Origin of the sequence: Nonomuraea sp. NPDC059194 (genome assembly GCF_042754765.1) — a bacterium.
GTDB lineage: Bacteria > Actinomycetota > Actinomycetes > Streptosporangiales > Streptosporangiaceae > Nonomuraea.
Genome location: NZ_JBHZBH010000020.1, coordinates 92,581 through 112,062, shown reverse-complemented (window position 1 = coordinate 112,062; position 19,482 = coordinate 92,581). Strand labels below are relative to the sequence as shown.

General features: G+C 71.3%; 18 protein-coding genes. 10 read left to right on the top strand and 8 right to left on the bottom strand.

Annotated elements, in window-relative coordinates; all coding sequences use genetic code 11:
- The first annotated feature begins 120 nt into the window (after positions 1-120).
- Complete coding sequence (locus tag ACFXJ8_RS24225; protein WP_379646211.1) at positions 121-2,154, top strand: FUSC family protein; 2,034 nt, start codon at positions 121-123, stop codon at positions 2,152-2,154.
- 71 nt (positions 2,155-2,225) lie between these two features.
- On the opposite strand, the gene serB is transcribed toward ACFXJ8_RS24225, so the two are convergent.
- Complete coding sequence (gene serB / locus ACFXJ8_RS24220) at positions 2,226-3,440, bottom strand: phosphoserine phosphatase SerB (RefSeq protein WP_379646210.1); 1,215 nt, start codon at positions 3,438-3,440, stop codon at positions 2,226-2,228.
- 104 nt (positions 3,441-3,544) lie between these two features.
- Between serB and ACFXJ8_RS24215 the strand changes: the two genes are divergently transcribed.
- Positions 3,545-4,228 (top strand): GNAT family N-acetyltransferase, encoded by a 684-nt coding sequence (locus ACFXJ8_RS24215; protein ID WP_379646209.1) that lies wholly within the window; start codon positions 3,545-3,547, stop codon positions 4,226-4,228.
- Entirely contained in the window at positions 4,225-5,187 is a 963-nt protein-coding gene (locus tag ACFXJ8_RS24210; RefSeq protein WP_379646208.1) for a lysophospholipid acyltransferase family protein, read from the top strand. Before ACFXJ8_RS24215 ends, ACFXJ8_RS24210 begins: the two co-directional genes overlap by 4 nt.
- A 139-nt stretch (positions 5,188-5,326) precedes the next feature.
- Here ACFXJ8_RS24210 and ACFXJ8_RS24205 read toward each other — a convergent pair whose 3' ends face one another.
- The 3 genes from ACFXJ8_RS24205 to ACFXJ8_RS24195 form a co-directional block, all read right to left on the bottom strand.
- Entirely contained in the window at positions 5,327-5,878 is a 552-nt protein-coding gene (locus tag ACFXJ8_RS24205; RefSeq protein WP_379646207.1) for a hypothetical protein, read from the bottom strand.
- A 112-nt stretch (positions 5,879-5,990) separates the two neighbouring features.
- Entirely contained in the window at positions 5,991-7,007 is a 1,017-nt protein-coding gene (locus ACFXJ8_RS24200) for an S-adenosylmethionine:tRNA ribosyltransferase-isomerase (protein ID WP_379646206.1), read from the bottom strand.
- Positions 7,004-7,660 (bottom strand): SDR family NAD(P)-dependent oxidoreductase, encoded by a 657-nt coding sequence (locus ACFXJ8_RS24195; RefSeq protein ID WP_379646205.1) that lies wholly within the window; start codon positions 7,658-7,660, stop codon positions 7,004-7,006. The genes ACFXJ8_RS24200 and ACFXJ8_RS24195 overlap by 4 nt, the downstream gene beginning before the upstream one ends.
- 94 nt (positions 7,661-7,754) lie before the next feature.
- Between ACFXJ8_RS24195 and ACFXJ8_RS24190 the strand changes: the two genes are divergently transcribed.
- The 4 genes from ACFXJ8_RS24190 (at position 7,755) to ACFXJ8_RS24175 (ending at position 10,659) form a co-directional block, all read left to right on the top strand.
- Entirely contained in the window at positions 7,755-8,870 is a 1,116-nt protein-coding gene (locus ACFXJ8_RS24190) for a GAF domain-containing sensor histidine kinase (protein WP_379646204.1), read from the top strand.
- Complete coding sequence (locus ACFXJ8_RS24185) at positions 8,867-9,472, top strand: response regulator (RefSeq protein ID WP_379646203.1); 606 nt, start codon at positions 8,867-8,869, stop codon at positions 9,470-9,472. Before ACFXJ8_RS24190 ends, ACFXJ8_RS24185 begins: the two co-directional genes overlap by 4 nt.
- Before the next feature lie 138 nt (positions 9,473-9,610).
- A complete protein-coding gene (locus ACFXJ8_RS24180) occupies positions 9,611-10,285 on the top strand; it encodes a type II toxin-antitoxin system antitoxin SocA domain-containing protein (protein WP_379646202.1) in 675 nt (224 codons plus the stop codon).
- On the top strand, positions 10,285-10,659 hold the full coding sequence (locus ACFXJ8_RS24175; RefSeq protein ID WP_379646201.1) for a type II toxin-antitoxin system PemK/MazF family toxin: 375 nt from the start codon (positions 10,285-10,287) through the stop codon (positions 10,657-10,659). Before ACFXJ8_RS24180 ends, ACFXJ8_RS24175 begins: the two co-directional genes overlap by 1 nt.
- Before the next feature lie 92 nt (positions 10,660-10,751).
- Here the strand turns inward: ACFXJ8_RS24175 and ACFXJ8_RS24170 are convergent, their stop codons facing one another.
- The gene (locus tag ACFXJ8_RS24170) at positions 10,752-11,411 is read right to left on the bottom strand and encodes a hypothetical protein (protein WP_379646200.1); all 660 of its coding nucleotides are present in this window, start codon (positions 11,409-11,411) and stop codon (positions 10,752-10,754) included.
- A 194-nt stretch (positions 11,412-11,605) separates the two neighbouring features.
- Here ACFXJ8_RS24170 and ACFXJ8_RS24165 point away from each other — a divergent pair, with 194 nt between their 5' ends.
- Positions 11,606-14,797 carry a protein kinase gene (locus ACFXJ8_RS24165; protein ID WP_379646199.1) on the top strand — a complete coding sequence of 1,064 codons (3,192 nt, stop codon included), beginning with the start codon at positions 11,606-11,608 and terminating at the stop codon, positions 14,795-14,797.
- A gap of 246 nt (positions 14,798-15,043) precedes the next feature.
- Here ACFXJ8_RS24165 and ACFXJ8_RS24160 read toward each other — a convergent pair whose 3' ends face one another.
- Positions 15,044-15,754 carry a hypothetical protein gene (locus tag ACFXJ8_RS24160; protein WP_379646198.1) on the bottom strand — a complete coding sequence of 237 codons (711 nt, stop codon included), beginning with the start codon at positions 15,752-15,754 and terminating at the stop codon, positions 15,044-15,046.
- Positions 15,755-15,821: 67 nt separating this feature from the next.
- Here ACFXJ8_RS24160 and ACFXJ8_RS24155 point away from each other — a divergent pair, with 67 nt between their 5' ends.
- Positions 15,822-16,610, top strand: a complete 789-nt coding sequence (locus ACFXJ8_RS24155) for an ABC transporter ATP-binding protein (RefSeq protein WP_379646197.1) — start codon at positions 15,822-15,824, stop codon at positions 16,608-16,610.
- An 81-nt stretch (positions 16,611-16,691) separates the two neighbouring features.
- On the top strand, positions 16,692-17,630 hold the full coding sequence (locus tag ACFXJ8_RS24150) for an SPFH domain-containing protein (RefSeq protein WP_379646196.1): 939 nt from the start codon (positions 16,692-16,694) through the stop codon (positions 17,628-17,630).
- Here the strand turns inward: ACFXJ8_RS24150 and ACFXJ8_RS24145 are convergent.
- Positions 17,627-18,238, bottom strand: a complete 612-nt coding sequence (locus tag ACFXJ8_RS24145; RefSeq protein ID WP_379646195.1) for an isochorismatase family protein — start codon at positions 18,236-18,238, stop codon at positions 17,627-17,629. The genes ACFXJ8_RS24150 and ACFXJ8_RS24145 overlap by 4 nt on opposite strands.
- Before the next feature lie 2 nt (positions 18,239-18,240).
- Positions 18,241-19,440 carry an MFS transporter gene (locus tag ACFXJ8_RS24140; protein ID WP_379646194.1) on the bottom strand — a complete coding sequence of 400 codons (1,200 nt, stop codon included), beginning with the start codon at positions 19,438-19,440 and terminating at the stop codon, positions 18,241-18,243.
- Between the last annotated feature and the right edge of the window lie 42 nt (positions 19,441-19,482).

The following is a 19,482-nucleotide window of genomic DNA, read 5'->3' as shown; positions in this document are numbered from 1 at the left end:
CGCCTGCGAAGGCGTGGGCAGAGCCGTACCTGCACCGCCAGCTCCGAGGCGTCGTCTCCAGCCTCATGCCGGGTATGAACATCCGGGGTTCTCGCTGGTCGGCGCTGTGAGGGGGATCGGATGCGGGGGGCGATCACCGCGCTGCGCGACGGGTTCCTCTCGCTGCCCGCCAAGCCACCCTGGCGGTATGGCCTGCTGTGCGGTGTGGCCGTGGCGCTTCCGCTGGCGGTCGGCGCGCTGGCCGGGCGGCCGCAGGAGGGCGCGGTCGTCGCGCTCGGCGCCTATTTCACCGCTTTCGGCGACACGTACGGCCAGCCGTACGGCACGCGGGCCACGACCCTGTTGCGTACGGTGCCGCTGGTGGCGGTGGGCTTCTGGCTCGGCGCCTTCCTGACGGTGAACCCGTGGGTCGCCGCGCTGTGCGTGGGGCTGGCCGCGGCGGCGAGCGGGCAGTGGAAGGCGATCGGGATGCCGCCGGTGCTGGCCATGGTGGCCGGCTTCTACAGCGGCCTGCCGCCGGGGGTGGGCCCGCTGCTGCTGATGGGGCTCGGCGGGGTCCTCTACTGCGTGATCGCCCTGGCGCCGTGGCCGGTGCGCAGGCTCGATCCGCTGAGGCAGGCCCTGGGGGCGGCGAGTACGGCGATAGCCGACCTGCTGGACGGGTTCGACGAGAAGCCGGAGGAGTGGGCGGAGCTGCGCCTGAAGGCGTCGGAGGCGCTGGGTGAGGCGCGGACCGCCTCGGCCGCCTTCCAGAGCCCTGAGGAGAGCGACCGTTCGCCCGACGCCGTCATCTCGTCCCTGACCAGGGTCTTCCACGAGAGCGTCGCGCTGCGGTCGCTGCGCCACCAGGCGGTGAAGGCGGAGGCGACACCGCCTGAGCTGACCGAGGCGGTCGCCGCCCTCTCCAAGGCGCTGCGGACGGCGGGCCTCCTGGGCGGCAGGCCCGACAGCGAGGCGGCGCTGGCGGCGGTGGCGCGCTTCGCCGAGGGGGTGGCGGCCGTGCGCGAGCAGCTGACGCCCGTCCAGCGGGCGGTGCTCGGCCAGGTTCGCCGGTGCATGGACCGGATCGGCGTGGCGGTGCGGGCCATCTCGGCGCAGGCCACCGAGGGCGTGCGGGCACCGGCCACGCTGCCGAACCTGACCTGGCAGGCGCCCTCACTCAGCGCCGACGCGACCGCGCACGCGATCAGGTCGGGGATCGCGGTCGCGTTCTCGATGGCGCTGATGGTCGGCCTGCACGAGCACTACGGCAGATGGCTGGTGTTCACGGTGCTGGTGGCGCTGCGTCCCACCTACGGCGACACCATCGACAGGGTGGCGCTGCGCGTGGGCGGCACGGTGATCGGCTCCACGATGGCCGCGCTGCTGCTGGCCGCCGTGCCGGGCCCGGTGACGCTGGTGGTGGTCGTGTGGGCGTTCGCGGCGGTGGGGTTCGCGGTGCGCGAGGTCAGCTACGCCTACTGGTCGGTGTTCGCCACGCCGCTCGCGCTCATGCTGTCCGACTTCTCCGTCACGCTCGACTGGAACGCGGCCTGGTTCAGGGTGCTGCTGACGGTCGCCGGCGGCGCGCTCGCGCTGCTGGCGGGCAGGCTCATGTGGCCGAGAGGAGAGGAGGCCAAACTCAGGGATCGGGTGGTCGACCTGCTGAGAGAGCACGCGGGCATGGTGCGGACGCTGGCCGAGCACGGCCTCGACGAGCTGCCCGAGCACACCGAGGCGGCGGGCCAGGCGGCCGCTCGGCTGGACGAGTCGCTCGACAAGGTGGACAAGGAGCCGGGCGGCCAGGCGCCCGAACGGCTGCGGCAGGCCGTGACCGACGCCCGCAAGCTGCGTGACGACACGATCCTGCTGGCGGCCGTCATGCGGGGCGCGCCCGACGGGACGGACGCGACCGTCGCGGTGCTCGACGCGGTGGCCGACCGGATGGAGGCGGTGGCGCATGCCGTACGGCACGACACGGCGACACCGGAGACCGACGAGCTGGACGCCAGCCTCGCCGAGATGGCGACCAGGGTGGACGCGCTCATCGAGGAGGCGTCCGCCACGGACGACACGGCGGTCAAACGCCAGCTGCGCCACGCGGCCACAGCGCACCCGGCGCTGCGGACGCTGACAGCCGACGCGCTACGCCTGACCGCCGACGTCACGGGCTGACCGCCGCCGCGCCACCCCGACGCCCACCCGTCGCTCTCCGAGGGGGCGGAGGTGTCGGGGGTCGCCGAGGATCAGCGCGGGGTCGCGTCCTCGGCGTCGGCGGCCTCGATCTCGTCGCGGGAGATGCCGAGCAGGTACAGGATCGAGTCGAGGTAGGGCGTGTTGACCGCGGTGTCGGCGGCCTGCCGTACGACGGGCTTGGCGTTGAAGGCCACCCCGAGACCAGCGGCGGCGATCATGTCGAGGTCGTTGGCGCCGTCGCCGATGGCGACGGTCTGGCTGATCGGCACCATCGCCTCGCGGGCGAACCGCTCCAGGGCGCGGGCCTTGCCGGGGCGGTCGACGATCTCCCCGACGACCCGGCCGGTCAGCCTGCCGTCGACGACCTCCAGCGTATTGGCCGCCGAGTAGTCGATGCCGAGGTCGCTCACCAGCGCGTCGGTGATCTGGGTGAAGCCGCCGCTGACGATGGCGAACTTGTAGTCGAGCCGCTTCAGCGTCCGCACCAGCGTGCGCGCGCCCGGCGTGAGCACGACCTCCTCGCGCACCTTGCGGAAGGTCTCCTCGGGCAGGCCCTCCAGCAGCTTGACCCTGCGGCGCAGCGACTCGGCGAAGTCGAGCTCGCCGCGCATCGCCTCCTCGGTCACCTTCGCCACCTCGTCGAGGCAGCCCGCGTGGGCCGCCAGCAGCTCGATCACCTCACCCTGGATGAGCGTGGAGTCGACGTCCATGACGATCAGGCGCTTGGCCCTGCGGGACAGCCCGGTGCGCTGCACGGCCACGTCGACCTGCTGGGCGGCGGCCTCGGCGGCCAGCGCCACCCGCAGGGCGTCGGGGTCGGCGCCGGAGACCGACAGCTCGATGCAGGTCACCGGCCACTGGGCGAGGCGTTCGATGCGGTCGATGTTGGCGCCCGCGGCGGCGATGCGTCCCGCGATGCCGCCGATCGCGGCGGGCGGCAGGGCCGCGCCGAGCACGCTCACCGACAGGCGGCCGCGGCGGCGCTTCTCCTTGGTCATGGAGCCGGTGGCGAGGTCGATCTCCATGCCGAGGTCTTCGGCCACCCGCTCGACGGCCGTCCACAGGGCGCCGATCGTGCCGCCGGTGCCGGTCGAGGGGCCTCCGGCGTACGCGACGAGGACGCCGAGGGTGAGGCGGCCGCGGATGACGACCTGCTCGATGTCGGCCACGGTCACGGGGAAGCCCGCGAGAACCGAGAAGAGCCGGGAGGTGACACCGGGCCGGTCGGGCCCGGTGAGAGTGATCAGGAGCGTGCGCTGGTCCACATCAGGCCACGCTACTGGCACAACCCCCGTGCTCTGTATCGAGGTTCACCATTCGGACGGCTGACCGTGGGCGGGTGGCCATCATGGGCTGCCTTCATGGGTACATGCACCGCTACACCGTGGGACTGGCCCGCACGCCCGCCGACCTGCAGGCCGCCCAGCGCCTGCGCTACCGCGTGTTCGCCGAGGAGCTCGGCGCGCGGCTCGACTCGCCCGTCACGGGGTTGGACGCCGACCCCTTCGACGCCTACTGCGACCACCTGCTCGTCCGCTCGGGCGACGAGGTGGTCGGCACCTACCGGCTGCTGCCGCCGAAGCGGAAGGACCGCCTCTACTCGGACACCGAGTTCGATCTGGCGGCCCTGTCTCATCTGCGGGACGACCTGGTCGAGGTCGGGCGTTCCTGCGTGCATCCCGAGCATCGCGCGGGCGCGGTCATCGGGCTGATGTGGGCGGGGATCGCCCGCTACATGACCGAGGGCGGGTACGGCTGGCTGGTCGGCTGCTGCTCGGTGCCGCTGGAGGAGGCCGCGCACGTCATGGAGAAGGCGCCGCTGGCTCCCGAGGAGTACCGGGTCAAGCCGCTGCTGCCGTGGTCGGATCTCGGGGAGGGCTCGCCGACGTTCGCGATGCCGCCGCTGCTGCGCGGCTACCTCAGGGTCGGCGCGTGGATCTGCGGCGAGCCCGCCTACGATCCGGCGTTCGGGTGCGCGGACTTCCTCGTGCTGCTGTCGATGGACCGGGTGGACCGGCGCTACCTGCGGCACTTCCTCGGGGAGCCGTCATGAGCCCGTGGGTGCCTGTCTCGCCGTGCACGACCGCCAGGTGCGTGGACGTGCCGATGCGGTCCGCCGGTGCGCTGCGCATGGTGTTGCGCGGGCTGGCCGCCGTCCTGGTGGTGCTGGTGGGTGTGCCGCTGGCCCGCCTGGTCAGGGGTACGGCCCGGCGCCGCGTGACGCTGACGTGGTCGCGTGCGCTGCTGAGGGCGCTGGGTGTGAGGGTGGAGGTACGGCAGGGCTTCGCGTTCTTCGCCGGAGCCGTGCCGTCCGCTGAAGGAGCGCGGCCGGGGAGCGTGGGACCTGCTGAAGGGGCGCGGCCGGGCGCCGTGGGACCTGCTGAAGGGGCGCGGCCGGGGAGCGTGGGAACGCGGCCGGGGGAGACGCGGGCGGCCCGGCTGGTCGTGGCCAACCACATCTCGTGGCTCGACCCGCTGGTGGTCGCCTCCACGATGCCGTGCAGGCTGGTGGCCAAGAGCGAGGTGTCGACCTGGCCGGTGGTCGGTGGCCTGGCGGCGGGGTCGGGCGCGCTGCCCATCGTCCGCGACTCGCTGCTCGACCTGCCGGGCGCGGTGGCCAGGATCGCCGACGCGCTGCGTTCGGGTGAGACGGTCGCCGCCTTCCCCGAAGGCACGACCTGGTGCGGCAGGGGGAGCGGGACCTTCAGACCCGCGGTCTTCCAGGCGGCGGTGGACGCGGGGGTGAGCGTCACGCCCGTCGCCATCGCCTACAGGGAGGCGGACGGGCCGAGGACCACCGCCCCCGCGTACGTCGGGGACGACACGCTGGCCGCGTCCCTGCTGCGGGTGATCGCGGTGCGTCGACTCGTCGTGGAGGTCACCGTTCTGCCGCCGGTGAACGCCGCGGACAGGAGGGAGCTGGCGGGCCTGGCCGAGGCCGCTGTCGCCTCCGCCACGGGCCGCCTGCCCCTGCCCCGCCATACCCCGGCCTCCGCCCCCGCCCTCGTCTGAGCCGCAGGGCCTGCGGGCACGAGCATCTGAGCCGCAGGTCCCGCGGGCGCGAGTGCGCACGCTCCGGTCCGCGGGCGCGAAAACGCCCGCTCCTGGCTGAGCGGGAGCGGGCGTCAGTAGCGCGGTGTCAGCGCGAGGGTCAGCGAACGACCTTGGTCGTGGCCTGCTTGACGAAGCCGAAGCCGGGCACGCCGAGGCGGTCGAGCTCCTCCTTGCTGAGGTTCTCCATGCCGGTCTCGACGTTGTAGGAGACGACGCCGAGAACGGCCTTCTGCGACCCCGACGCCTTCTTCGTCAGCCTGCCGTCGAAGACCATGGCGATCGACTCGCCCTTCTTCACGGTGGCGGGAAGGACGCAGAACAGCTCACGCTTGATCAGCTCGCAGGCCGTGTCGTCGACGCTGGTCCGGTAGGTGATCTTGCGCAGGTCGACGCCCTTGGGGAACAGGCCGCCGACGAACCAGGTGCCCGCGGTCGCCTCGTGCGGGCCGGTGTTGACGGCGGTGATCGTGTAGCGGATCTTGCCGCCGCGCTTCGCCTTCTTGGTCGCGGTGAGCTTGACGTCGAAGACGGAGAACGGGTCGGCGGCGGCCGACTTGGCGGCCACGACGGTGGCGGCGGGCGCCGTGGGCGCGGCCGCGACCGGCGCGGCGCTGAAGATCAGTGCGCCCGCGACCGGGGCGGCGATCATGAAAGAAGCGATGCGGCGCATTCACGTCTCCGATGAGGAAGAGGACGAGGATGCCCAGAAAGTGAGCCCCCGTTAAGACCGCAGATTTTTACCACGTTTTGCCAGGAAAGATCTACCTTTTATCGGCAAGAAGGAGGTGCGAGTCGCCGAATTCATGCCACAAATAGCCCCCTTCCAGGGCCGCCGCGTAGGAACGTGCCAACGTCTCCTCTCCCGCGATCGCCGTCAGCATCATCAGATGGGTCGAGCGCGGCTCGTGGAGACCGGTGATGAGCCCGGTGACCGACGCCACGCCCTTCGCGGGCGTGACGATGTGGTCGGTCCAGCCGGAGGCCGCGTGCACCAGCCCGTCGGCGCACACCGCGCTCTCCAGCGCGCGCACGACCGTCGTGCCCGCCGCGATGATCCGGCCGCCTTCGGAGCGGGTCAGGTTCACCAGGTGCGCGGTCGTCTCGGGTACGGCGAAGCGCTCGGCGTAGGGCGGCTCGTCCTTCTCCACGGAGGCGACGCCGGTGTGCAGGGTGACGGGCGCGACCCTGACGCCGCGGGCGACCAGCTCGGTCACCAGCGAGGTCGTGAACGGCCGTCCCGCGCTCGGCATCTCGGCGCTGCCCGGCACGGTGGCGAACACCGTCTGGTAGTCGGCGAGCGGCCAGTCCTTGTCGACGTACGAGTAGCGGATCGGCACGCCGTACGACATCAGGTACTTCTCCACGTCGCGGTCGAGCGTGGCCCGCCAGAGGCGGGGCGTCTCCCGCGCGATGAGCCGCAGGGTGGCGCCGCCGGGCAGCGGCAGCCACTCGCCCGGCGCGCCGCCGGAGTAGGGCTCGAAGGACGGGCGGCGCAGCTCCACCAGCCACGTGCCGTCCTCGCGCGCGGTGGAGAAGTGCACGGCCAGCCGGTCGAGCCTGACGGCAGCGGGCAGGGTGGCGGAGTTGTTGACCACCACGAGGTCGCCGGGAGCCAGGAGGGAGGGCAGGTCCGCGAACGTGTGGTGGGAGTCGCCGTCCGCGTCGGACACCAGCAGCCGTACGGCGTCGCGCGCCATCCCCCTCGCCTCGGGCGGCTCGTGCGCCGACAGCGCGTCGGGGAGGGCGAAGTCGAAGTCGAAGTCGGTGTCGATGGTCATGGGAGGCTCACTTTGCCGCTGGCGGGGCGGCTCCTGATCAGCTCGTGCAGGGCCTGCGCGACGGCCGCGGGGTCCGCTGCGTTCGCGGCCTCCTCGGCGCCCACGGCGTCGGCGAACATGCGGGTGTTCATCTCGCCCGGATCCAGCCACCAGACCGCCACGTCGGGCTCCTCCACGGCCAGCACGTTCGACAGCTGTTCGAGGGCCGCCTTCGTCGCGCCGTACCCACCCCATCCCTCGTAGGCGCCGGTGGCGGCGTCGGAGGAGATGTTCACCACAGACCCGCGGCGGCGGCGCAGCGCGGGCAGCGTCGCCTGCGTCAGCCCGAGCGGCGCGACCACGTTGGTCGTCAGCAGGGAGTCGAAGACGTCGAGGGGATAGTCGGCCAGGCGTGGCAGCGGCGTGGCACCCAGGGCACTGGCGTTGTTGACCAGCAGGTCGAGCTCGGGTACGGCCTGCGCCAGCCTGTCCCGGTGCGCCGGGTCGGCCACGTCGCCCGCGATGGCCGTCGCGCCCAGCTCGGCGGCGGCCTTCTCCAGCTCGTCGGCGCCCCTGGCGGTCAGGACGAGCCGCCATCCGGCGGCCGCCAGCGATCGAGCGAGCGCGAGTCCGAGCCCGCGGGAAGCGCCGGTGATGAGTGCGGTGTTCGTCATGACCACGACGGTAGGAAGCGGGCGCTTTCCCGACATCGGGCCCGCGGCCGAGACGGTGGTGAGCACTTCGACCTAGGACCGTAGGCTGAGCCTCGTGAGTCCCGAATCCGACATCCTGCGAGCGGTGAGTTCGGCCGTGCTGGCCGTGACCCGGCACCTGTCGGTGCGCGAGGTGCTGCAGGTGATCGTCCGCTCGGCGCAGCAGCTGCTCAACGCCAGATACGCGGCGCTCGGCGTGCCCGACGAGGACGGCTCGTTCGCCGAGTTCGTCGCCGAGGGGATCACCGACAAGCAGTGGGACGCCATCGGGCCGCTGCCCCGCCAGCATGGCATGCTCGGCGCGATGCTGCGCGAGGGGGTCCCCGTCCGGATCCCCGACCTGCCGAAGGACCCCAGGTTCGAGTACTGGCCCAAGGCCCACCCCGTCATGCACGACTTCCTCGGCGTGCCGATCCTCGACGGCGGTGAGGTGCTCGGCATCATCTTCCTGGCCAACAAGAAGGTGCCCGGCGGGTTCACCGCGGACGACGAGAAGCTGCTGACGATGTTCGCGGCGCACGCCGCGCTCGCGCTGACCAACGCCCGCCTCTACGAGCGCGGTCGCGAGCTCGCCATGCTGGAGGAACGCAACAGGATGGCCCGCGAGCTGCACGACGCGGTCACCCAGAAGCTGTTCTCGCTCCGGCTGACCGCCCAGGCCGCCAACGCCCTGCTGCCCGTCGACCCCGCCCGCGCCGCCGTCGAACTCGACCGCGTCCAGCGCCTGGCCGGAGAGGCGCTGGCCGAGCTGCGCGCCGTCATCGTCGAGCTGCGCCCGGCCGAGCTCGACCGGCACGGCCTGGCCGAGACGCTGCGCAAGCACGTGCGGCTGCTCGACCGGCTCCAGCCGTGCCAGGTGACCTTCGAGGGCGACGAGCTGCCGGCCGTACCCGCCGAGGTCGAAGTGGCCGTCCTGCGCGTGGCCCAGGAGGCGCTCCACAACGCGCTGCGCCACTCCGGCGCCGAACGGGTCGACGTACGGCTCACGCACGCCTCTGGCAAGCTGACGCTGCTGGTGCGCGACGAGGGCGCAGGGTTCGACGACTCCGATCAACTGCGGGGGCTGGGGCTGGTGTCGATGGGCGACCGCGCCGAGTCGGTCGGCGGCAAGATGACCGTGACGTCCGTGCCGGACCAGGGCACGACGGTGCGCATGGAGGTGGGCGTGTGATCCAGGTGTTGATCGCTGACGATCATCCTGTTGTACGGCAGGGCCTGCGCACCTTCCTCGACCTGCAGGACGACATCACGGTCGTCGGCGAGGCGGGCGACGGCCAGGAGGCGGTCACGCTGGTGGAGGCGCTGCGCCCCGACGTGCTGCTGCTGGATCTCAAGATGCCGGTGCTCGACGGCCTCGGCACGCTCGAACGGCTCGGCGGCTCCTCCACCAGGATCCTCGTGCTGACCTCGGTGAGCGACCGGTCTGACGTGGGGCCCGCGATGCGGGCGGGGGCGGCCGGGTTCCTGTACAAGGACGTCGACCCGAACGCGCTCGTCCAGGCGGTGCGGGCGGTACACGGAGGGCAGGTGCTGCTGGCTCCCGAGGCGGCCTCGGCGATGATGACGGCCGAGGCGTCGCCGGTGCCGTTGACCGAGCGGGAGCGGGAGGTGCTCCGCCTGATCGCGGCCGGACGGTCGAACAAGGAGATCGCCAGGGACCTGGCGGTGGCGGAGAAGACGGTCAAGACCCACGTCTCGAACGTGCTGATGAAGCTCGGCGTCCAGGACCGCACCCAGGCCGCCCTCTACGCCGTCCGCCACGGCCTGGCCTGACCACATTCTCAGCCCGGGGCTGGTGGTTCATCCTGACATTCGCGCACGCTCTGAACGCGCCGCAGGCTACCGTCATGGACGTCAAGCGGATATCATAGAACACACATTCGATGCCCAGGTGGGCGGGAGGTGCTGGTCATGGCGCAGCCGGTCCCTACACTGGACATTGTGTCGGCCTCTGCGCCTCTCCGTGGCCCTGCGGCGGCCATCGCCTACTTGCTGGCGACCGCTCGTGCCAGCGGCATGCGCATCAACCGCACCAAAATGGCCAAGCTTCTCTATCTGGCCGACCTCCGTGCCGTCGAGCACGGCCTCCCTCCGGGATCTGGCGTCGAATGGCGCTGGCGCCACTATGGCCCGCACAGCCTTCGCCTCGCGGAGGTCGAACGTGATCTGTCCGAAGCGGGTGTCATTCAGGTCGAGGAGAGCGCTGACCCCTTCGCCGGTTATCGCGAATGCGCCATCCATCTGATCGATGCGCCACAAACGATCATCGATGCCGAATTTGCCAAGATCGTTGATGGTGTCCTGGCGGAGTACGGGCGATGGTCCGCGGGTCAGTTGCGCAATCTCACCTACCAGACGCCTCCCATGCAAGAGGCGATCAAGCAGAATCGGCGCGAGGTGCGACTCGATCTGGCCGGCGGGCCGCCGCTGCCCGACCTGGGTTCAGGCCTGGATCGGCTCCGCAGATGGGCCAAGCGCAACCCCCTGCCCGATGACGAACCCGGCGGCGTCGACGATCTGGTGGAGGAGAGCTCATACCTCGCAGATCACCGTACTGAGGCGACCCGGCAACTTCTGGAGGAATAGTGCCGGGTCCCTATGTGGCTGGCGGCGTTTACCTCGTCAGCGACAAGGCAGTTCGCTTGATCCCAGAGGAAGATCGTGTCGTCCACGATGAGCGTCGCCCAGTCGTGGTGGTCACAAGTGGGGAGTCGAATGGCGATCCCGGCTGGCCATTCGTCCTGGCCTGCCCGATCTCAGGCTCGACGTCGCGTCGCACCCGCTTCGATGTCCAACTCGCCAGGGGCCAAGGCGGAGTCGTCAAGAAATGCTGGATTCGAATCCCCGCGGTCCAGCCTCTGATGAAGTCAGCCTTGGAAGACCGAACCGGCACCCTCGACGAGGACCTGCTGACACAGGTGCAGGGACGTCTCGCCCAGTACCTTGGCCTCCTGGACTGAGTGCATAACGGGACCGTCGGCTCGTCATCTTCGGCCGACTGGGCCCAGGAAAAACCCGAGCCCCCGGACGCGTCCGGGGGCTCGGGAGGACGTCAGGTGTCCTTCTTCTCGTTCCGCTCCACCCGCGTGGGGGACGGCGGGTTCCACTTCGGCGGCGGAGGCGGCGGGGGAGGCGTGTAGGTGCCGTTACCCGTGCGCCGCTTCTTCTGCGGCCAGACGATCTTCGTCTTGGTGTTCTTCATGTACAGGTGGCCCTTGAGGCCCATCCGGGCGAGCTCCTCCTGATCGAGGTTCTCCGCGCCGGTCGGCAGGTCGTAGGCCACGACGCCGAGCTTGGCCTTGGCCGACCCCTTGGTGTTCTTCTTCAGCGTCAGCTGGAAGTTGAGCCAGGTCGTGCCGCCCACCTTCACCTGGTAGCGCGGCATGCACAGGAAGATCTGGTCCTGCCAGACGCACTTGGTGCCCTTCGGCCCGCCCCACTTCAGCGTCGGCACGACGCCCTTGGGCACGAACCCGCCGATGCCGAAGTAGTCGGCGGCGTAGGGCCCGAGGTTCTTGGCCTTGATGTAGTACGTGATCTTGCCGCCGCGCTTGGTCGCCTTGGTGTACGAGACGCTCACACGGAACTTGGAGAACGGATCCTTCTTGGCCGCTGCCACCACAGGGGCGGCCACGGGCGCGACCTGCGCCGCCGCGGGCACCGCCGCGGCCAGCGGGGCCAGTGGCGCTACCAGGCCAACCCCTAAGAACATGCCGACTGCTCGGCGCATCGTGCAGCTCCCCCTCATTACGGAACTGGAAATCCCCCATTCTCTAGGCGATTATTACTCAGAGCAAAGATTTCGCAAAGAGTGATGATCTATCGTGATATGACGTTGCTTGCGCACTGCGCAGCGAGCCGGTCACTCTGGCGGACTGGGGGAATCGCACGAGGGGGAGGCCGCAGGTGCCTGACAAGCACCCGTTACAACCAGGAGACCCAGCGGAGCTGGGCCCGTACCGGTTGCTCGGGCGGCTGGGCAAAGGCGCGCAGGGGATCGTCTACAAGGCCGAGGGCCCCGACGGCGAACTGGTCGCGATCAAGCTCCTCAACACCAGGCTCGACGCCCCTGGCATCGACGCCGAACGCTTCATGCGCGAGGTCGCGGCCGCCAGGCGGGTGGCGCAGTTCTGCACCGCGCAGGTGCTCGGCGCGAACATGGACGGCGAGCTGCCGTACATCGTCAGCGAGTTGGTCGAGGGCGTCTCCCTCCAGCGCGTGGTGCAGATGGACGGCGCGCGTTCCGGCGGCGCCCTCTACCGCCTGGCCGTCGGTACGGTCACCGCGCTCGCGGCCATCCACCGCGCGGGCATCGTCCACCGTGACTTCAAGCCGAGCAACGTGATGCTGGGCCCCGACGGCCCACGAGTGATCGACTTCGGCATCGCCAGGGCGCTCGACTCATCCATGACGCTCAGCAGCGGGGTCGTGGGCACGCCCGCCTACATGTCCCCCGAGCAGATCTCGGGCGAGCGGGTCGGGCCCGCGAGCGACATGTTCAGCTGGGCGCTCACGATGACGTACGCGGCCACCGGCGCGCCCGCGTTCGGCCAGGACAGCCTGCCCGCGGTCATCTACCGGGTGATGAACGACGAGCCGGATCTCTCGGCGTTCCCCGACAACCTGCGGCCGCTGGTGCAGTCGTGCCTGAGCAAGCGGGCCGAGGAACGGCCTTCGGCGGCCGAGGCGCTGTTCTCGCTGCTGGAGAACCAGGGGGCGGCGGCCGAACGGGACGCCGAGGTGGCGATGACCACGGGGTCGCAGGTGGCGGCCGAGGAGGCGATCCCGCCGGGGCTGTTCGAGTCCCTGCCCGAGGGCTGGGCGAAGCCGCAGGAGCCCGCTCCCAACCGCTGGGCCGCCCCCACCTCCCCGAACCCCGCCCACCCCGGTACCGCCCAGCCCAACACGGCTCTCCCCGACGCCGGTCACCCCGGTGCCGCTCATCCCGGTGCCGCTCATCCCGGTGCCGCTCATCCCGGTGCCGGTCACCCCGGTGGCGCTCACCCTGGCGCCGGTCATCCCAGTGCTGCTCAGCCCAGCTCCGGCCACCCTGGTGCTGCTCACCCGGGCGCTGCCCAGCCCAACGCGGCGGTCGACCCTCCGGCCTCGCCTCCTGCGCAGTCGAACCCCGGTGGCTGGGTGAATCCCTCGGACTCCCATCCGGGCGGCTGGGTGAATCCGTCGGATTCCCATCCCGGCAGTTGGGCCAACCCGTCGGACTTCCGCCCTGGGGGCTGGGCCAATCCCTCGGGGACGCCCGCCTACGTTCCGCCGCAGCCCGCCTCGCCCTATGGCCCGCCGCCCCAGGCCTTCGTGCCGCCCCAGCCGGGCCCCTCCCACCAGGGCCCGGACCACCAGGGCCCGAACCACCAAGGCACGCCCCACCAGGGCCCGCAGTATCCAGGCCCGCAGTACCCAAGCCCACCGCATCAGGGCCCGCAGTACCAGGGGCCCTCGCACCAGGGCCCGCCCCGCGAGGTCCATCCGCGCCAGGGATCGACTCCCCAAGGGCCGCAGCAGGGCACCCCTCAGCAGGGCCCACCGCAGGGGGACGCGGGTCCGTCGCGTGCGGGCTCGCCGTACCCGGGCAAGGCGGCCGGGAGCACGCCGTCGGACGCGGGCTTGCCGTACCCGGGGCGAGGGGCCGGGAGCGCGCCGTCGGACGGGGGCTCGCCGTACCCAGGGCGAGGGGTTGGGAGCGCGCCGCCGGATGCGGGCTCGCCGTACCCAGGGCAGGGAGCCGGGAGCGCGCCGCCGGATGCGGGCGGGCATCCGGGCGTCGGGTCGTCCGGGGGACGCCCGCGACGGGCCGGAGCGTCCGGGAAGGCGCCCGCCAGCGACAACGACAACGACGCGTTCTTCAGGGACACCAAGCCCGAGGAGCTGCGCGCGGAGGAGACGTCGCGCCGTCGTAGGGCGGCGATGGTCGGCGGCGCGCTGGTTCTGGCGCTTGCGCTGGCGGCGGGCGTGCTGCTGTTCGTGCCGCGAGCGTTCGAGCGCCCCGTGGAGCCGCCGCCGACCCCGCTCGCGAACGGAACCCCCACGGTCCAGCCGACTCCGTCCCCCTCGCCATCGCCCTCGGCGGCGGGCTCCGTGCCGCCGACCCCCGCCCCGACGGTTCCGCCCGTCACAACGCCGCAGGCGCTGCCCGTGCTCGGCAAGCAGGACGGCAAGTCGCTGTCCGGCCACAGCAAGGCCGTCCAGTCGCTGTCGGCGATCAAGATCGACGGCAAGCAGCGGTTCGTGTCCGGCGGGCAGGACGGCGTGCTGCGCGTCTGGGACCCCGCCAACCGTAAAACCGTCGCCAAGCTGCGCGGCCACGACAACGACGTCTACGCGGTCGCCGGCGTGACCGTCGGCTCCACCCCGATGGCCGTGACCGGCGGCTACGACCACACGGTCCGCCTGTGGAACCTCAAGTCCGGCAAGGGCACGATCCTCGGCAGGCATCCGATCGCGGTGTTCGCGGTCGCGGTCGGCAAGGTGGGCGGCAAGTACGTCGCGGTCACCGGCGACGGCGACGGCATGCTGCGGTTCTGGGACGTGAAGAAGCGCAGGCAGCTCGGCTCGGTCAAGGCCCACAGCAAGGACGTCAACTGGCTGAGCGTCGGCCGCGTGGGCGACCGTCCCGTGGTCGTCTCGGCGAGCGAGGACGAGACACTGCGGGTGTGGGACCTGGCCAAGCGCAAGGCGTACGGCAAGACGTACAAGGGGCACAGCAAGGCGGTGTTCTCCGTCGCGGTCGGCCAGGTGGACGGCAGGGCCGTGGTGGCCTCGGGCGGCAAGGACGAGAAGATCCGCCTCTGGGACCCGAAGACCGGGCGCTCGATCGGCAAGCCCATGTCGGGGCACTCGAGCAACGTCTACTCGCTGTCGTTCGGGTCGGTGGACGGCAAGGCGGTGCTGGCGTCGGGGAGCACGGACGGGACGATCCGGCTCTGGGACCCCGAGACCCAGAAGGCGCTGGGCCGCTCGGTGAAGGCGCACGGCGGCGGGGTCTACTCGGTGGCGGTCACCACGGTGAAGGACGCGCCCGCGGTGGTCTCGGCAGGCAAGGACAAACGCATCAAGATCTGGCGCTTCGATTCGACCCCCTGACCCCCACCTGAAAGACCTGCCCGGCCAAGGATCCAGGGAGGACGAGGGGCGGACGACCCCTGGGAAGGCCGGGCCGGGGTGAGGTGTCCCAGGAAGGCGGGAAGAGGGAAGAGTCGGGCGGGGAATCCGAGTTTCCGGGGCCGCGTAACGGCGGCCGACCCCGTGAGCTGGAGGAGCGTCTCCCTGGACGGAGGCCGGCCGGTGACCTGGGTGGGCTGTCGGGTGCTTGCCGTACCGGATGAGAGATCAGCGCGGCTCGAAGATCGCGTGGTGGGCGGAGACCAGCGCGCGGCGGGCGGTCGTGTTGAGGGTGCGCAGCGCCACCGACCTGGTGGCGATCTGCGCGGACGTCAGCCCGCGCTCGTCGGCCAGCCGCAGCGCCGTCAGCAGCCGCGCGGCCAGCGTCGACACCCGGTGGGCGCGCGGCGGGTACCCCGGCGCCAGCTCGCCGCCCCAGCCCCGCACCCGTCCTGGGTGCCCCTGCGCCGGCCCCTCCACGCCTGCCAGCGCCTCGGTGGCCTCCCGCATCGCGGCGGTCAGCTCCCGCTCGGCCTCCGCGAGCGACGGCAGGTCGGCGCGCGGCGGCCCGGACTCGTGGACGGCCAGCCGCACCCCCACGTAGGACGATCCGCGCAGGTCGGGCGCGGGCACGAGCCCGACGGCCCGGTCCTTCAGTACGGCGATCGCCGCCTCTTCCGCCTCCACGGCGGCCGCGTTGAAGGCCGGCGGCCCGGAAAGTCCGAGCGGATCGCCCGGAGCGGGCAGCGCGAGGCGCAGTTCGGTGAGACCGTCGACTCGTAGGTCGGCCAGATATCCGCGCAGCGGCATCGACCCGGCGACGACCGGTCCCGACAGCTTCTCCACCTGGTCGGCGGCCTCGTCGAGGCCGACGTGGCCGGTCAGCCAGGCGTTGCCCCACGCGACGAGCGGCGGTGAGATGGGCGGTTGAGGGCGCACCGGTCCACGATATGCGCTCGCCCTGCAATAGGTTTGGTCTCGAGCGTTCCACAGGGAGGTATCAGCGATGGGTGGTCAGGTGCTGCGGCTCCAGGACGTCGGTGTCCGGCGGGACGGGGCGGCCCTGATACGCGGCATCGACTGGGCGGTCAACGAGGACGAGCGCTGGGTCGTCATCGGGCCCAACGGTGCGGGCAAGACGACGTTGCTGCAGGTCGCCGCCACGTTGCTGTTCCCCAGCGAGGGCGCGGTCGAGGTGCTGGGCGAGCGGATCGGCCAGACCGACGTGTTCGACCTGCGTCCGCGCATCGGGCTGGCCAGTTCGGCGCTGGCGGAGAAGGTGCCCGCGGAGGAGAAGGTCATCGACCTGGTGCTGACCGCGTCCTACGCGATCCTCGGCCGCTGGACGGAGGAGTACGACTCCCACGACGTCACCCGCGCCGTCGAGCTGATCGACATGATGGGCGTCGCGCACCTGATCAGGCGGCGCTTCGGCACCCTGTCAGAGGGGGAGCGCAAGCGCGTCCAGATCGCCCGCGCCCTCATGCCCGACCCCGAGCTGCTGCTGCTCGACGAGCCCGCCGCGGGCCTCGACCTGGGCGGCCGCGAGGATCTCGTACGGCGGCTCGCGGGGCTGGCCATCGACCACCGTTCGCCCACGATGGTGCTGGTCACCCACCACGTGGAGGAGATTCCGGCCGGGTTCACCCACGCGTTGCTGCTGCGCCACGGCTCCGTCGTCGCGCAGGGCCCGCTCGAGCACGTGATGACCGCCGACAACCTCTCGCGGACGTTCGGGGTGCCGCTGGTGCTCGAACGCAGCTCCCTGGGTCGTTGGTACGCCAGACCTCAATAGCTTTTGTACGGTTAACGGCTTCCACAAGGGAAAACCAAATATCATCTGCGGAGTCGGCCCCTACGACCTCGGAGTGTGGCCATGGGCACCGAGCAGCTGATCGTCGCGCTTGTCGTGGTCGCGGTGGTGGGGTTCGCGCTGGCCAGGACGGTCCGGATCATCCCGCAGGCCACCGCGGCGATCATCGAACGGCTGGGCCGCTACCACCGCACGCTCGACCCGGGCCTCAACCTCGTCGTGCCGTTCATCGACAGCATCAAGGAGATGATCGATCTGCGGGAGCAGGTCGTGTCGTTCCCTCCGCAGCCGGTGATCACCTCGGACAACCTCGTGGTCAGCATCGACACGGTCATCTACTTCCAGGTGACCAACCCCAAGGCGGCCACCTACGAGATCGCGAACTTCCTCGTCGGCGTCGAGCAGCTGACGGTCACGACGCTGCGCAACGTGGTCGGCGGGATGGACCTGGAGCGGACCCTCACCTCCCGCGAGGAGATCAACACCGAGCTGCGCGGGGTGCTCGACGAGGCGACGGGCAAGTGGGGGATCAGGGTCAACCGCGTCGAGCTGAAGGCGATCGACCCGCCCGCGTCGATCCAGGATTCGATGGAGAAGCAGATGCGGGCCGACCGTGACAAGCGGGCCGCGGTGCTGACGGCCGAGGGGCAGAAGCAGGCGGCGATCCTGACGGCCGAGGGCGAGAAGCAGGCGGCGGTGCTGCGGGCCAGGGGCGAGGCCGAGGCAGCGGTGCTGCGCGCGCAGGCCGAGGCGGAGGCGGCGGCGATGCGGGCCAAGGGGCAGGCCGACGCGATCGGGATGGTGTTCAGAGCGATCCACGAGGGCAAGCCCGACGAGCGGCTGCTGGCCTACCAGTACCTGCAGGTGCTGCCGGAGATCGCCAAGGGCGACGCGAACAAGGTGTGGATCGTGCCTTCGGAGATGGGCAAGGCGCTGGAGAACCTGGGCGGCCTGTTCGGCGGCCCGAAGGACCAGCCCCCAGCGGATCGCTCTGACGGCTAACGGCTGTTGGCGGCGGAGAGCTGGCCGACCAGGACGGCGAACGGCATGTCGAGGTCGGCGTACAGGTCTCCCGCGAGCGGATGCGCGTTGTCGGCGAGCATCTCGACGGCGAGGCTGGCGTAGTCGCTCACGATCACTCCTGCCTGCTGGAGCCGCAGGAGGCCGGTTTCCCTCTTGGTCGCGGAGAAGGTGCCTGAGGCGTCGACGGCGACGTAGGCGTCGTAGCCCGCCGCGGTCGCGGAGATCGCGGGGAAGGCCGCGCACACTTCGAGCGAGACTCCGGCGATGATGAGCTTCGTGCGTCCGGTGGCCTCGACGGCGTTCCGGACCCGGTCGTCGTTCCACGCGTTCACGGTGCTTCGGTCGATCACCTCGAGCTTGTCCGGCAGCACAGCCTGCAGCTCGGGGATGAGCGGCCCCCACAGGCTGTCCGCGGCGGTGGTGGTGACCACGATGGGCAGGTTCAGCCGCGAGGCCGCCTTCGCCAGGGCGGTGACGTTGTGCTTGAGCTCGCCGACGGTGATGTCGCGGACGCCGGTGAAGAGCCCGATCTGGTGATCCACCAGCAGGAGGGCGGCGTTGTCCGTGGTGAGGGCGGTGTTGTTCATTGTCATCTTTCCGTTCTCTTGATGGGTTGGGTGGTTGAGGTGCGTAGGCGGACAGGTCCTGCGATGAGGAGGACGCCCAGGGCCGAGGCGGTGCCGAGGAGGCCGAGGCCGGTCCACAGCACCACGGGCCCCAGCGGGAGCAGCGCGGTGCCGATCACCGGCGCGAGCGCCGCGCCGGCCGCCCAGCTCATGCCGGAGACCCCGGCGTAGGTGCCCTGGAGGTCCTCGGGCGCCAGTGCCGCCACGATCGTGGGGAGTGCGCCCCCGACGACGATCTCTCCGACGGTCCAGACCGCCACCGTGAGCGCCAGCCCGCCCGCGTCGTGGACGAACGCGGTGAGCGCGAAGCCCGCCGCCACGACCGCGGTTCCGGTCGCGAGCACGCGGCTGGGGTCCCGCCGCGCCAGCCACGCCCCGGTCAGCGGCTGGACGGCGACGATCAGCACGCCGTTGAGCGCCATGGCCAGGCCGAACTGCGTCCGGTTGACGCCCTGCTCGGCCATGGCCAGCGGAAGGGTGGTGAACGCCTGGGCGTACACCGCGCCGTACGCCGCGGTGGCGGCGCAGACGGCGAGCATCAGCCGGTCCCGCAGCACCGCCCGCGGCCCCGCCCCCACGGGCGGCCCCTCTTCCGGCCTGGATTCGGGTACGGCACGCCACACCACGGCGGCGAAGGCCACCGCGACGGCCGCGTTCACGCCGAACATCGCCTGCGCGCCGTGGTCGGCGAGCCGGCCTCCCGCGACCATCGCGACCGAGTAGCCGAGGTTCATTCCCCAGAACAGCAGCCCGTAGGCCCTCGGCCGCAGCGCGGGCGGGACGAGGTCGGCGACCATCGCCTGGGAGGCCGGTCGGTAGAACTCGATGGTGAGCCCGAGCAGGAACGCGGTCGCCGCCACCGCGGGCAACCCGCTGGCCGCACCCAGCACGACCATCGCGGCCGAGGTGGCGAGCATGCCGCCGGTGAGGGTGAGCCGGCGGCCGAGCCGGTCGGCCAGCCACCCGGCCAGCAGGTGCGAGAGCAGCGAGCCGAGGCCGAAGGCGGTCATGACGGCGCCGGCCTGCGGGAGGGTGAAGCCCTGCACCTGGACCAGGTACACCGACAGGAACGGCTGCACGAGCGCGCCGGTCCTGTTGATGACGGTGCCGAGCCAGAGCATCCAGAACGGGCGCGGCAACGACCGTGAGGTGAGGACTGTCATGCGGATCATGTTTGACCAGCGGCCCCGCAAGCCCTAAATGTT

Coding starts and splice junctions, on each gene's coding strand:
- ACFXJ8_RS24150 (WP_379646196.1), top strand. CDS start 16,692: ATGGGCACCGAGCAGCTGATCGTCGCGCTTGTCGTGGTCGCGGTGGTG.
- ACFXJ8_RS24145 (WP_379646195.1), bottom strand. CDS start 18,238: ATGAACAACACCGCCCTCACCACGGACAACGCCGCCCTCCTGCTGGTG.
- ACFXJ8_RS24155 (WP_379646197.1), top strand. CDS start 15,822: ATGGGTGGTCAGGTGCTGCGGCTCCAGGACGTCGGTGTCCGGCGGGAC.
- ACFXJ8_RS24225 (WP_379646211.1), top strand. CDS start 121: ATGCGGGGGGCGATCACCGCGCTGCGCGACGGGTTCCTCTCGCTGCCC.
- ACFXJ8_RS24140 (WP_379646194.1), bottom strand. CDS start 19,440: ATGACAGTCCTCACCTCACGGTCGTTGCCGCGCCCGTTCTGGATGCTC.
- ACFXJ8_RS24180 (WP_379646202.1), top strand. CDS start 9,611: ATGGCGCAGCCGGTCCCTACACTGGACATTGTGTCGGCCTCTGCGCCT.
- ACFXJ8_RS24200 (WP_379646206.1), bottom strand. CDS start 7,007: ATGACCATCGACACCGACTTCGACTTCGACTTCGCCCTCCCCGACGCG.
- ACFXJ8_RS24170 (WP_379646200.1), bottom strand. CDS start 11,411: ATGTTCTTAGGGGTTGGCCTGGTAGCGCCACTGGCCCCGCTGGCCGCG.
- ACFXJ8_RS24195 (WP_379646205.1), bottom strand. CDS start 7,660: ATGACGAACACCGCACTCATCACCGGCGCTTCCCGCGGGCTCGGACTC.
- ACFXJ8_RS24210 (WP_379646208.1), top strand. CDS start 4,225: ATGAGCCCGTGGGTGCCTGTCTCGCCGTGCACGACCGCCAGGTGCGTG.
- ACFXJ8_RS24205 (WP_379646207.1), bottom strand. CDS start 5,878: ATGATCGCCGCCCCGGTCGCGGGCGCACTGATCTTCAGCGCCGCGCCG.
- ACFXJ8_RS24215 (WP_379646209.1), top strand. CDS start 3,545: ATGCACCGCTACACCGTGGGACTGGCCCGCACGCCCGCCGACCTGCAG.